Raw genomic sequence first — 13,678 nt, forward strand, 5'->3', positions numbered from 1 at the left:
TTTTCTAGTTTTCTACTAACTTTAAAATTATCTATACTAATAGTCCAATAACTCAGGACTACTTACCTTTTTTCTTATCTAGTGCTTCTTGGATAGCGCGTCTACAGAATTCTGGAGGGTCTTCTTGTGCTTTCACCTCTTCCTTCATTTCCTTAGTAACCCGGAAACTCAGATTATCGGTTAACTCTCTACTTGGTTGAGATGATTCAAAATTTTGAGGGTTACCCTTGGGGTTAGGCATTGTTGAGAGATATAAATAAGGCTTGATTTGATGTATACAAGGAAATAGAGTTTAAATCGGTAGGTATCATCCCTGGAAAAGTTGTTACCTACCGATACCACTTTTACAAGAGGTAACTCTATTTTATGTTCACGCGTTCCGAGTTAGAAATCAAAACCATCCCAGAATTACGTGACTTATGCCGTCGATACGGTGTTAAACCTACAGGCAGTGCGGCATACAAAGTCAGCTACCTTACTTCTCTGATGGCATTCCCTCAGCTAGCACTTGGGCAGCTAAGAGAAGGAAGGGGATTAAAATCTCCTGGACTTAGCGCCATTCAATTTTTTGAAGGGATGAGATGAAATGAATTCACCCACAGATGAGCAAGCAGCACTCATCAAAATAACCTTGGAAGGTACGAGAATGGCTTACCCCGATAGGTTTGACCAAGAGAACCTGCTGAATTTGCACAAAGCTAAGATGCACCTTGAAATGGTTGTTGGGCTACTGGGTCAATCGCGATCGAGAAGATCCCCGACTTCTTTAAAAAGTCGGGGATCTGTGGCTTTAAATTGCTCAAGTGTTGAGTACAAAGTTTTTTTCACCACCACCAGGCCTTTGAGGTCATATAAACGTTAGTTTAAGAAGAAGTACGAGTTGTGCTAAATAAAAAGTATTTTTTAGGGATTTCTAGGAAACTAGTAAATAACTATATAATGAAAAACTTTCAGGAGGAGCGGTAGTGAGCCTACAAACTCTCGTTGACCAAGCCACCATCCCCCCAGATTCAGGGTCAGCATCTAGTCCCTTTGATACAGATAGCTTTAATGAAGCTGTCATGTCTACCTACGCCCGGTTTCCCTTAGCCCTAGAACGGGGTGCTGGATGCCGGGTTTGGGATACGCAGGGGCGGGAATATCTGGACTTTGTAGCGGGAATTGCTACTTGTACTTTAGGGCACGCCCACCCAGCAATGGTAGAAGCGGTAACACGCCAAATCCAAAAGCTGCACCATGTCTCTAATTTGTATTACATTCCTGAGCAAGGTGAATTGGCAAAATGGCTTGTCGATCGTTCCTGTGCCGATCGCGTATTTTTCTGCAACTCTGGTGCTGAAGCTAACGAAGCCGCAATTAAACTGGCGCGGAAATACGCTCACACAGTATTAGACATTGAAAAACCGATTATTTTAACCGCCAATGCCAGTTTCCACGGGCGGACTTTGGCAACCATTACCGCTACAGCACAACCCAAGTATCAAAAGTACTTCGATCCCTTGGTTCCTGGGTTCCACTACGTAAATTACAACGATATTAACGCTGTGGAAGTGGCGATTAGCGAGTTGGATGAAGGCGATTATCGGGTAGCAGCAATTCTGATCGAGCCATTGCAGGGAGAAGGCGGTGTACGTCCAGGAGACGTTGCCTATTTCAAAAAGCTCCGGCAAATTTGCGATGAAACTGGCGTTTTGTTGATTTTCGACGAAGTGCAAGTTGGTATGGGACGTAGCGGCAAATTATGGGCTTACGAGCATCTCGGCGTTGAACCGGATATTTTCACCAGTGCTAAAGGCTTAGGTGGAGGTGTCCCCATCGGTGCAATGATGAGCAAGAAATTTTGCGATGTTTTTCAACCAGGGGAACACGCCAGCACTTTTGGCGGAAATCCTTTTGTGTGTGGTGTGGCACTCAGTGTTTGCCAGACATTGGAACGGGAAAATATTTTGCAGAATGTCCAAGACAGGGGCGAACAGTTGCGAACTGGATTGAAGGCGATCGCAGCGAAATATCCTCAGCACATTGGCGAAGTTCGGGGTTGGGGTTTAATCAACGGTTTGGAGTTACGAGCCAACATCGAGATAACCGCAGCCGATGTCGTCAATGCTGCCATCAAGGAAGGTGTATTGCTAGTACCAGCTGGGCCAAAAGTAGTCCGATTTGTGCCACCGTTAATTGTTACAGAAGCGGAAGTCAATACTGCCTTGCAAGCTGTGGACAAGGCGATCGCAATTCTCACCAAATAAAACAGGAGTCAGAATACAGAATTCAGAATTGGTGAATACTCAACCCATAAAGAGATAGAGTTTTAAGGCGAGAATATTTTAATTTTTTTCGCCCAGTAACTATTTCACTCGCTTTTAACCAATATGCGTCACCCACTCGTACAGAATTCATACTGAATTCTGACTCCTGAGTTCTGAATTCTTCATATAAAATATTGTTTGTTTTGTGTAGAGACGTTGCATTGTAACGTCTCTTTTTCATTCTGGGGAAATTTCTCGATAAGCTTGCCGACACTGCTCATAATTGTCTGGCAAAATCTCAGCATTACCAAAACATAATTGCTCGTGAGTAGTAATTAAAGTTTCATAAGGCTGTATGGAAGTCACAGAAGATCGCAGCAATTGCAAATATTCTTCATCAGTACGGCTGAGTTTGTGGGGTGCAATCGCATTTTTATCCAACTGCTGCAACATCGCTAAATAAACACAACGGCAAGCCTCACGGTAGTTACCTTGACGGTAAAATTCTTGCGATCGCTCCAACAAAAGGGCTATGGATGACTCATTGGAGCGAGTTTTGACGCGAAAATCAGTGAGATTGGCACTTCTATTTAGCCAAGAATATATATAGGGACTGAATTCTCGCCATAATCGCCAACCCACCCACGCTACAAATAATCCCAGTACCAGCCAAAACAGGAATTTCAGCAATTCACTAAGCCTTGGGCTAATTGACCAATCAGTAGGCAATTCTGGTAAAGCCCGTTCAAAGCGGTAAAACTGGTATTCCCACCATTCACCCGCTTGTTGTTGGAATTGAGACAAATGCCAATTCCAGCTAGTTTTTTCAAAAGTATCTGTCATAGGAGGGAGCGGGGAGTGGGGGAGCGGATGAGTAATGAGTAATGAGTTGGAGCAGGGAAGCAGAGGGGCAGGGGGCAGAGGAGCAGGGGAGCAGGGGACAAGGAGATAAACAAAACTCTTAACTCTTAACTCCTAACTCCTAACTCAGCACTCTAATGCCCAATGCCCAATGCCCAATGCCCAATGCCCAATACCCAATGACCAATGACCAATGACTAATGACTAATGACTCTTGACTCTTTTTTTATCATTAGCCAGCCGATGAGAACAAGTAGCGCACCGAATGCCAGAAATCCTAGATCCCAAGCTAACTCATTTGGGCCTGGTTTCACATGATGGACACCGAGAATTTGGTGGTCAATTAAACCTTCAATAAAGTCGAACAACCCAGTCCCAATCAGTATCGATCCAATAAAGGTTTGTGATGACCAAGGAACATCATCACGTCTTCCGGCACGCCATAGTAACACAAGTCCTGCCACGGTGAATACCCAATCCAAGGTATGAAATAATCCATCCCACACCATGTTCAAATCTATATTCGCCCTATTTGTCAGAGGCCTAATGTTACTGAGCATGTGATGCCACTGGAGGATTTGATGCAGTAAAATTCCATCAATAAACCCTCCAAGACCCACACCAAGAAAAATCCCAGCAGTTATTAGTGGTGCGCGTCGGTTGAGGGTTTCACTTTTCGCCTCCATTGTCAACCTCATAGATAGGCTTTTTTACCAAAATACAACTCTTTTGAGAGAAATATCTTCTATCTTGAGGCCAGTACGATCGCTCAACTTAAATTAATTAATATTCAAATTTAATCTGCATACCCGCTTTCACTGGGTCGAAATCTTGGGGAAAATGGGTGCTGCGATCGCAATCTGCTTTTTCCAGGTTCGCTCCTTTAAGAGCGGCTTGGCGGAGATTCGCTGACATCAATAATGCTCCCCTAAGATCGGCATCCTTCAGATTAGCTTGACTCAAATCGGCAAAGCTCAAATCAGTTCCCCTCAAATTAGCGTTACTCAGGTTAGCTTCACTCAAGTCAGCATAACTTAGGTCAGATCCTTTCAAGTTAATGCCTTGCAAATCAGCATTACCCAGTTCTGCTTTACTAAAGTTCCGTTTTCCTGCTGCATAACTCTCCACGAGAGTAGCGGCACTATTTATCGGCTGTTGAAAATTGACTTCAGGCATATAACAGTGTCACAGATTGCTCGTTCTTACTTTCATCTTCCCCTTTTAATTACGAATTACGAATTACGAATTACGAACTAGTAATTATACTTCCTAAATGTAATACATTAGTTCCTTCTGTTGTCGGAGCGATCTTCGTTCACAAAGGTCTTGGAGTGTATATTTTGCTAAAACAGAGTTAGCAGCTTGACGTGCTTCTTGCCAAACTTCCTGAATTAGCTCACCTTCTACTGTATTAGGAGTCGGCTCAGAAGGAGAGACAATAATATCTGACCCTTCCATGCAGCTAAAAGCATCCAACACTGTAATTTTTCCGGGATCTCGTGCCAGAACATAGCCACCTTTGGCTCCGCGTATACTCTTAATTAAACCTCCACGTCTTAATGTCGCTAGGAGTTGTTCTAAATAGCGGTTCGGGATGTCTTGCAAAGCCGCTATTTCTCGAATTTGTAGGGCTTCACCGTTAGGATAGCAGGTTGCTAACTCTAACAGGGCTAGAAGTGCGTATTCTGATTTGTTAGAGATTACCACAGGCGTAATATTTTAAGCTCATATTTAAAGATACAAAGTCTTTGAGTTTGTTTCCCTAAGCTACTGCTAAGAAAAACTTTACAATCAACCTATTGTTGACCGGCTTACTCCACTTTAAAGACCTTCTAGCATACAAGCAATTACTTTTGTTTTTAAATTCGATAAATAAAAGTGATTGATTAGCTATACATGGAAATTTCTTGAAAATGGCAGAATAACTGTAAAGGTAGTTCCCGCATCGATCGCACTTTCAACTGTAATCTCGCCGCCGTGTAAATCTACAGCCTGCTTGACAATGGACATCCCTAATCCCATTCCTGGGATATTGGCTGTATTACTAGCGCGATGGAACGGTTCAAAGATGTGTTCAATGTCAGAAGCAGGAATGCCAATACCAGAATCTTGAGTCTGAAATATAGCTTGCTCGTTGCTAGTGGTTACAGAAAACCTAACTGTACTTCCAATGGGAGAGTATTTTAGACAATTTGAGAATAAATTACTCAAGATTTGGCGCAGTAGTTTCGCGTCTAAATTAGCTTCTGTGCATTGGCACTCACTGCTAAAAACGATCGCATGTTGTGAGCGATCGCTCTGTTGTAATTCTTCTAATAAATCGCGGCAAAATTCTACTAAATTTATCGGTGTTGGATTAAACTCTAACTTGCTTGTTTCATCCTGACTCACCACTAATACATCATCCAATAACTGGGTTATATGCATAACTGATTTTTGAATGCGACGCAGGTGGGTCTGTTGTCGCTGTTCGCTCCAGAGGTGGCGATAATGTTCTAGTAGTTCCGCAGAAGAGTGGATGGTAGCCAAAGGGGTGCGAAACTCATGGGAAGTGATGGTGAGCAAGCGGGATTTAAGTTCGCTAAACTCCCTTTCTTTAGCAAGCGCTTGTCGCATCGCCTGTTCTGCCCATTGCAGCTTGGCTTGGGTTCGCTTGCTTTCGCTAATGTCCCGCAATATCCAGCGCAGACTAACTAACTCACTATGTCGATCGCGGATAGCAACCACCTTAACCGCAGCAATAATAGGTGTTTTGTCACGCGGTCGTAGGTTTACTTCCCATTCTTGCATTTTCCAGTCTGGGAATTGGGCGCGATCGCGCAGATGAGTTAGTTTCAAATGAAAAGCAATTATTTCTTTCTCAAGCACAAAAATCCCTATGGATTTGCCCAACAATGAACTTTTAGAAATGTTAAGCAGAGTGGTAGCGGCTGAGTTAGCTTCCTGAATTATCCCTTTTGTATCAGTCACAAAATAAGCGTCTGGGACTTCTTCAAATAATTCTTGGTAGCGTTGACTTTCTGCTACCAAAGCCTGTTGAGTTTTGGATAATTCTTCATTCTGCTGCTTTAAATCTTCATTTACTAGTTGAAGTTCTTCCAAAGCCAGGTAAACTTCTTTGAATACTGCGGTAACGAGTTGAATATCTGCTTGTGCTTTTTGCTGTTCGTTCTGGCGTTGCAAGAGGGCGACGCGCTTACGCATGTTCTCTATCTGCAAAGCTAAATCGTCCGAATTCACGCTCTTGCTCCTAATTTCTAAAGTGGAGTTTGTTTTAGATTCCCTACTTAGACGATATTAGCTTTTGGAGTTTAGCAGCTATCAGTAATTTCAATGTAGTTTTAGGTAGTTTTAGTTCTTTGGGCTGATTAGGACTGAATACAGCAGAATTCAGGAGTAAAACATACTTTATATCTGGCTTTAAGACGAATCTTTGTGTATTTCACCTTCCTGGAAATCTGCTGTAAGTAATCAAGCAGCTCTCGTTTATAGCACAAGCCTTGGTGGTTAGGACATCAACAGACACGATACAACTTAGACACAAAAAGGCTTTTCACCCAGTCCCCAGTCCCCAGTCCCCAGTCCCCAGTCCCTTGCTATATTTAATGTTTTCGTTTGGAAATATTACTCAATTGCTCTCGAAGGTCTGCCCATTTAATACCTTCTAGACTGGGTAAAACAATATGAGCGGCTCCAACTCGCTCAACAGGGCCAAGTCCTATTGCCCACATCCCAGCAGCGAGAGCGGCTTCAACACCGGCTGCGGCATCTTCTACAACCACAGATTGCGCTGGTTCGATTCCTAGCTGCTTGGCTGCGTACAGAAAGAGGTCGGGTGCTGGCTTGGGTTCTTGGACGCTATAACCATCAGCGATCGCATCTACTTTATCAGCAATGCCCAATCGCTCAATCACAGTCTGGGCATTTTTGCTTGCTGAACCAATACCGATCTTAATACCAGCTTGCCGCAGTTCATCCAACAAGGCGATCGCACCTGGTAACAAATCGTGGGATGTCATGTTTTGGATCAATTCCACATAGTAGCGATTTTTACGCTCCATCATCTCCTCGATTTGTGCTTCCGAATACGCTCTATTCCCAAGAATCACCATCAGAGAAGCACGACGGGATACACCCCGCAGGGCTTCGTTAGCTTCTCGATTAAATGGTATACCCTCTTCATCAGCTAGCTTCTGCCAAGCGAGATAGTGAAGTTCTGCTGTATCTGTTAGCACACCATCTAAATCGAAAATGAATCCTTGGATGTTGGGCATTGGGGATTGGGCACTTGTACTGAGCGAAGTCGTTCGCGTAGCGTCTCGCAGAGAAGTATTGGGCATTGAGAATTGGTTGTCTGCGTTATCTGCGTTGTTTCCTTGTCTCCTTGTTCCCTTCTCCTCATGCCCAATGCCCAATGCCCCATGCCCAATGCCCAATTCCCAATGCAAATCAAAGTCGTGCCATTTCCCGCGCCAGTGCAGTTTAAACTTCAGACGCGTCCAGCCAGGGGGAAGGTGGGGGTTGGCTACAGGGCCATTTTCAGTTAATTGGATGCCGCCGAATCCAAAAATTACAGCTTGCCAAATTCCACCAGCACTAGCACCGTGAATTCCGTCGTTGGTATTACCTCGGTTATCTTCAAGATCCACCATTAACGCCCGCATAAATTGTTCGTAAGCTTCAGTTGATTTGCCCAAATCGGAAGCTAAAATGGCTTGAACTGCTGGGCCAAGGGACGAACCATAAGTAATATCGGTGCGGGGTGCGTAGTAGTCCCAGTTGGTCTGCAATGCTTTTTCGTTATAGGGAAAATCTGCTGATTCCCGCATTAAATATAGGAGCATTAATACGTCTGGCTGTTTGAGTACTTGAGATTTGTTGGTTTTATCAATACCTAAGATCGGTTGCATAGAGCGATCGCGTGGTTCATAATCTGCTAAGTTGATATCTTCCAATTGGAAAAATCCCTCGCACTGCTCGATTAGTCCTGTTGATGGGTCATAGAAAAACAATATTTTGGCGACGATATCTTGCCAGTGCGATCGCTCCTCTGGAGTCAGCTTTAGTTTCTGTTCTAGTTCGGTGGCTCGTTCGGGGAATTTATCAGCCAGCCAATCATAGACGGCGATCGCTTTCTCTAAATGCCATTGCGCCATCCGGTTTGTAAAGGCGTTGTTGTGGACTAATTCATGGTATTCATCCGCTCCGATTACTCCCTGAATTTCATACCGCGAGCGCTCAGAATTGAATTCGACTCGACTACCCCAAAAGAGCGCGGCATCTAAAATAATCTCTGCGCCGCACTTTTGCATCCAGTCATCATCACCAGTGGCTTGCCAGTAGTTCCAGACTGCGTAGGGGATATCTGCATTGATATGAATTTCGCGATCGCGGCACCAAATCCGCACATCTTCACCATAAAAATCACTGCCGATAGCCCAACGTGGTGTCACTTCATCTCCGGTATCAGCACTTTCCCAAGCAAACATTGCCCCTTTATAACTGTAATGGCCTGCCTTGCGTCTAGCTCCTGGTAAGGTGTGCCAACGGTAACTGAGTAAGTTGCGGGCGATCGCTGGTTGAGTAAACAGAAACAAAGGCTGCATAAAAATTTCCGTATCCCAAAAAATATGACCGCGATAGCCAAACCCCGAAAGGGTTTTAGCGGGAATGCTCACCCGATCGTCATCCCGTGGGGCAGCAATCAGCAGCTGAAATAGATTGTAGCGAACAGCAAAAGTAGCTGTGCTATCTCCCTCAATCAGGATGTCACTTTGCTGCCAAACCTCATCCCATGCCTGTTCATTAGCTTTTAGTAATGTTGCATAATTTGGCAGCTGTGCGAGTTTTTCTCGAGCTGCTGGAACTGGTGCTTCAATCTCCCGCGAGGTAAAAACGGTAACAAGTTTTTCCACGGTTACGGTCTGCTGCGCTTTCGCCAAGAAGGTTGTACTCAAAGTAGGATAACCAGGTGCGGTATTGACTTGCAAAGATGCTTCAGTGCCTAATATTGTCAACTTAGCTGCCATACCGAGTTCAATTCGAGAGTTGCGCGTGCGGCGTTGCAACCAGATTCCTTGGTCAATCTTGCCCTGATCTAATTCTTCCCAGTGATTGAAACCCTGATTTTCTGGATAGCCATTGATGCTAGCTTGAACTTCGATTAACCCCTCAAAATCTATTGGTGTTAAATGGCAGCGTAACGCCAACACGTGCGGATCTGCAAGACTAGCAAAGCGTTCAAAGCTGATGTCTATGGTGTTCCCACTGGGAGAGCGCCAACGCAAAACCCGAGTCAGTAGTCCTTGGCTTAAATCAAGCTGGCGATCGTAGCGCAATATCTCACCTCGATCGAGACGAAAGCGATCGCCATTTACAATTACTATCAAGGGTAGCCAGTCAGGGCAATTTACCAGTTCGGTGTAAACCACAGGCACATCATCGTAAACACCGTGAATAAAAGTAGCTGGCAATGCATGAGGATAACCTTCCTCGAAACTGCCTCTTGTTCCCAGGTATCCATTGCCGATTGTAAAGACGGTTTCTTTGGAGTGCAATTGCTCAGGGTCAAACTGGGTTTCGATTAATATCCAGTCTGTGTAGATAAAATGGCGAGAACGACCTTTTGTTTGCATAAATTAAGATTGGGGAATTGGGATTTTGAGTCTTTGAGCTAGATGAATGAGTCTTTGAACTCCGTTAATGAGTATTTGAGGTGGATGAACGGAGTTCCGAGGTGGATTAACGGAGTTCAGAGGTGGATTAACGGAGTTCAGAGGTGGATTAACGGAGTTCAGAGGTGGATGAACAAGTCTCTAATCCCCCTCATCCCCCAATACGGTTCGGTTAGTATATTTGGCTCTCGGAGATCCCCCCAACCCCCTTAAAAAAGGGGGCTTTTCCTCCTATTTACCCCCTTTTTAAGGGGGTCGCCGTAGGCGGGGGGATCAAAACCCGCACCGTATTGCCTCATCCCCCTCATCCCCCACTCCCCACTCCCTGATGTTTTTCCAAAATCTTTTCGACTCTAGGTTTATAAATGAGATGAAATAAGGTTTCCATGTAGCGATCTCTAGCTTCGTTATTTTCGGGAGCAACAAAGTTCCAAAAACTAAACATTTTCGCAAGCAGTAGTAATTGATTGCTATGTAAATGCCAATTATATTTGTGATGAATTCGCTGACTCATCCATTCTGAAACTTCTTGCCAGTATTCAGTATGAGTATCGCATTGTTCAAGGAAGTCTAAAATTTTCGTTGCTGTTCCTTCTAAATCTGTAGGATTAACATTAAATTGGTTTTCTTTGTTCTCGATAATTTCTAAAGAACCGCCAAATTGAGTAGCAAAAGTTGGCAAGCCAGAAATCATCGCTTCCAAAATACTCCGACCGAAGGATTCAAAACGGGCAAAATGGACATAAATTCCTTGAGAATCTGCAACTACTCGGTAGGCTTCGCCGATGTCGCGGCTAGGAACACGCATCCCCACCCAGCGAATCTTGCCATCAAGATGATATTGGTCGATAATGTCGTGGAGTTTTTGAATTTCTTCTGCTTCTTCTGGGTTGCTAGCTTCGTGTAAATGCAGTTTAGTAGTTAATAGAATCAGGTTACAACGCTCTTGTAACGCTTGACTTTTACCAAAACATTCAGCTAAACCAGTGAAATTTTTGATTGAATTGATGGTATCAAGGGCAAAGATTGGGCGATTATTGGGGCGTTCTAAATAACCAAGAATTTGTGGATCTTCGCGGCTAAAGAGTAAGTCGTGAACTTCTGTGCAAAGTTTAGGATCTCGCTTTTCTTTTTGGCTGTAGGGAAAGAAAAGATTTTCATTTACTCCCGGCGGCACGAAGTTAAATTTAGGACTAAACAAATCAATGCCATCAACTACATGATACAACTGCGGCATCGTAAACCACTTGTATGACTCGTATTGACCGATGGTATCAGGCGTACCGACAATTTCTTGATAGGACGATGTGATGATAAAGTCAGCTGCATTCATGCTAATCAAATCGGCGGTGAATTGTGCCGAAAAATGATATTTATCTTCTAAATCTTGCCAATATAAATTGCTAAATAGATATTTAGGTTTTTCTAAGGAGTGGGCAATATTACACTGGGTAACTTTCATCCGGCGAGATAGCAGAAAGGCTACTAAATTCCCATCGCTGTAATTGCCAACAACTAAATTAGGTTTGCCTTGGAATTGAGCTAGTAATTCTCTTTCTGCATCTACAGCAAATTGCTCTAAATAAGGCCAAATATCGAATTTAGAAATCCAATTATTCGTAATCTCTGGATTGAATTCACCAAAAGGAATGCGCAATATCCAAGCATTTTCAGTATCTTGGACTTTTTCTAAGGGCAAGTTACAAAATGTGCCTTCACAGTTAGGAATTAATCGAGTCAGAATAATTACATGGGGTTTAATACCTAGCTGGTCGAGTCCAGCGAGTTTGATTTGTTCGCGCAGTTCGTTTTCTAGGCTGCGAGCTTGTTCGAGGACGTAGATAACTTGACCGAGTGTTTCATCTCTTCCCAAAACATCCTCCTGTCCAACCCAGCCGTGGACAGAAACGAGGACAACGCGAAAGATGGCGGGGACGCGGGCCACAAAAGCTTCTAAAATGGCAGGTTCTGGAGAGTAAATGAGTCGGTCGAGGAGTTCTAGGGTTTGGGAGACTCGCGCCGCAGTGTTACCCCAACCCGGCTCAAAGCCGAGTTCTTGGAGATCGAAGCGGAATTTTTCATAAGGTTCATCAGGCGATCGCTCGCTCAGGAATTTCAGCGCTAGCTTAATTTGTTTGGCTAACTGAATACCGGAGTCAATGCGATCGCTCAACAACAGGCGAATATCATTGCATTGCAGCCTATGTAATGCTTTAAATAACATTTCTACCCAATATTCAGAGTCAGTCAACAATTGATTGCACAGGTAACGGTTGAGGAAGGCTAAACCTTGACCAATATTTCTCGCATCGTCAATTCTTGGAGAACTCTCATAGAAGGGGTGGAGGTCGATTTCAAGGATATGAGGTTGGTAACGGTTGACTAAACGATCTCTCACATCTAACAGCGCTTGAGGCGTCATCTGCTCGAACTTACTAAAATCGGCTGTCAGTTGCCAAACTTGTTGATTAGCAATCCTCGGTCGAATCACGAACCAAGTTCTTCCCTCTTCGAGAATGATTTCGTGGGTATATTGTATTAGTTTGCCAACAGAAGAAGAGTGGTAAAAATAGGCTGGCTTTTGGGATTGATGACAGTAATCAGCAAAGAAGAGCAAAATCTCATTTCTTAGGAAGTAATTCTTACCTGAAGCACTCAACGCATAAATCAACTGATGTAGAGCAGTTTTCTCATCACCGTTGGAGAGAGCTTGAACTAGTTCATACATGATGACGAATTCCAGAAATTTAGTTAGGTAATAACCTCATTTTTTTTTCCAGTTTTCGGTTTGCTGAGGTATATTCCCCAAACAATCGTAAATTGCTATAAAAATTTTCGCGTCTAGCTCTGGGATGAAAGGCTGTAATAACTTCAAATCTATGGGATGAGGAAGTGGGAGAAAAGGGCAAAAGAGTATCTTTTGCGTTAAGGTCTAAACTCTAGATATCAAACCTAAACTAATAACTTTTTGCAGTGCTTTTTCAAAGTCTATACCTTGTTTTAGGGCTATATACAAAAATACTATTGCAGCTGAACGAATTGAATTATCACAATGTATCAGAATCGGTTTGGGTAATTCAGTGATAGTCTGATACATCTGGAGCGTACTTTGATGATTAATGTCTTCACATTCAGTTGGGAAATTAACATAATACAATCCCAAAAGTTCAGTTTTTTTCCGTTCATTAGCCAGCCAGCCTGTTTCGTCAGCCAAACGTAGATTAACTACACACTTATAACCCTCATCAGCTACTTGTTGCAGCTGAGCTAGTGTAATTTGTCCTGCGATCGCTAACTCACGATTAATTTCTCTAATAATGTTCATCAGCCGGATTAACTCCATTTTGCCGACATTGCCCTAGCTTTAACCCTAGCAAAGAAATTTGAGGAACTTGTGAGGAAATCATCAAAGTCTAGAGAATTGGAGCATTGAGCATGGTGAATCAGATCGCGCAGTGAGAAAGTTTGCTGTTCGAGTTGAGTAATTCCTGCTTCTAAGAAGATGTTTGAAAAGTCGTGATTAATGTATCAAATATTTTTTACCCCACCCTAACCCTCCCCGATATATTGGGAGGGAACCGGATTTTCTTGTTTCCCCCAATACATCGGGGGGATTAAGGGGGGTAATAATTCGATTAAAATCACAACATACCACTTTTCAAATATCCTCTAAGCCTCCGAGATCGAGCAGGTCATGAATCAGTTGTGATAAACGTTTGATTTCGTTCTCAATAGTTTGGAAAAAGCGATCGCGCTATTTCATTACAGCTAGAAAGCCCAAAATTAAAGCATACGCGACCTTTGACTTCCGCCTTGCGCTCCTAATATAGCAGGAGGCAGGAGGCAGTGTTTCGACTACGCTCAACAACCAGGCAGGAGGTAAAAACCTTGCTATTC

The 13,678-nt window shown here is 43.5% G+C and carries 12 protein-coding genes; 3 read left to right on the plus strand and 9 right to left on the minus strand.

All coding sequences use genetic code 11. From position 1 onward, the window contains the following. Nucleotides 1–58: 58 nt before the first annotated feature. Nucleotides 59–241, minus strand: a complete 183-nt coding sequence (locus RMZ95_RS08330) for a hypothetical protein (RefSeq protein WP_229458098.1) — start codon at nt 239–241, stop codon at nt 59–61. Nucleotides 242–366: 125 nt separating this feature from the next. Between RMZ95_RS08330 and RMZ95_RS08335 the strand changes: the two genes are divergently transcribed. From RMZ95_RS08335 to RMZ95_RS08345, 3 genes are all read left to right on the plus strand, one after another. After that, nucleotides 367–585 carry a hypothetical protein gene (locus tag RMZ95_RS08335; RefSeq protein WP_322671570.1) on the plus strand — a complete coding sequence of 73 codons (219 nt, stop codon included), beginning with the start codon at nt 367–369 and terminating at the stop codon, nt 583–585. A gap of 1 nt (nt 586) precedes the next feature. Further along, nucleotides 587–862, plus strand: coding sequence for a hypothetical protein (locus tag RMZ95_RS08340; protein ID WP_322685250.1), 276 nt, complete (start codon nt 587–589; stop codon nt 860–862). 103 nt (nt 863–965) lie between these two features. Next, nucleotides 966–2,246, plus strand: coding sequence for an aspartate aminotransferase family protein (locus tag RMZ95_RS08345; RefSeq protein WP_322685249.1), 1,281 nt, complete (start codon nt 966–968; stop codon nt 2,244–2,246). Nucleotides 2,247–2,483: 237 nt separating this feature from the next. Here the strand turns inward: RMZ95_RS08345 and RMZ95_RS08350 are convergent, their stop codons facing one another. From RMZ95_RS08350 to RMZ95_RS08385, 8 genes are all read right to left on the minus strand, one after another. Next, nucleotides 2,484–3,089, minus strand: coding sequence for a DUF4129 domain-containing protein (locus tag RMZ95_RS08350; RefSeq protein WP_322685248.1), 606 nt, complete (start codon nt 3,087–3,089; stop codon nt 2,484–2,486). Nucleotides 3,090–3,304: 215 nt separating this feature from the next. Continuing rightward, nucleotides 3,305–3,793 (minus strand): DUF2243 domain-containing protein, encoded by a 489-nt coding sequence (locus RMZ95_RS08355; protein ID WP_322671567.1) that lies wholly within the window; start codon nt 3,791–3,793, stop codon nt 3,305–3,307. Between the two features lie 97 nt (nt 3,794–3,890). Then, nucleotides 3,891–4,283 (minus strand): pentapeptide repeat-containing protein, encoded by a 393-nt coding sequence (locus RMZ95_RS08360; protein WP_322685247.1) that lies wholly within the window; start codon nt 4,281–4,283, stop codon nt 3,891–3,893. Between the two features lie 93 nt (nt 4,284–4,376). Continuing rightward, entirely contained in the window at nt 4,377–4,814 is a 438-nt protein-coding gene (locus RMZ95_RS08365) for an Rrf2 family transcriptional regulator (RefSeq protein WP_322685246.1), read from the minus strand. 183 nt (nt 4,815–4,997) lie between these two features. Beyond that, nucleotides 4,998–6,347: an ATP-binding protein gene (locus RMZ95_RS08370; RefSeq protein WP_322685245.1), complete on the minus strand. Its 1,350-nt coding sequence runs from the start codon at nt 6,345–6,347 to the stop codon at nt 4,998–5,000. A gap of 362 nt (nt 6,348–6,709) precedes the next feature. Further along, a complete protein-coding gene (gene pgmB / locus RMZ95_RS08375; protein WP_322685244.1) occupies nt 6,710–9,742 on the minus strand; it encodes a beta-phosphoglucomutase in 3,033 nt (1,010 codons plus the stop codon). Between the two features lie 343 nt (nt 9,743–10,085). Continuing rightward, complete coding sequence (locus RMZ95_RS08380; protein WP_322685243.1) at nt 10,086–12,509, minus strand: sucrose synthase; 2,424 nt, start codon at nt 12,507–12,509, stop codon at nt 10,086–10,088. Nucleotides 12,510–12,713: 204 nt separating this feature from the next. After that, a complete protein-coding gene (locus RMZ95_RS08385) occupies nt 12,714–13,106 on the minus strand; it encodes a beta-lactamase hydrolase domain-containing protein (protein ID WP_322685242.1) in 393 nt (130 codons plus the stop codon). Nucleotides 13,107–13,678: the final 572 nt, after the last annotated feature.

Source organism: Nostoc sp. DedQUE07 (genome assembly GCF_034530975.2).
Taxonomy (GTDB): Bacteria; Cyanobacteriota; Cyanobacteriia; order Cyanobacteriales; family Nostocaceae; genus Nostoc.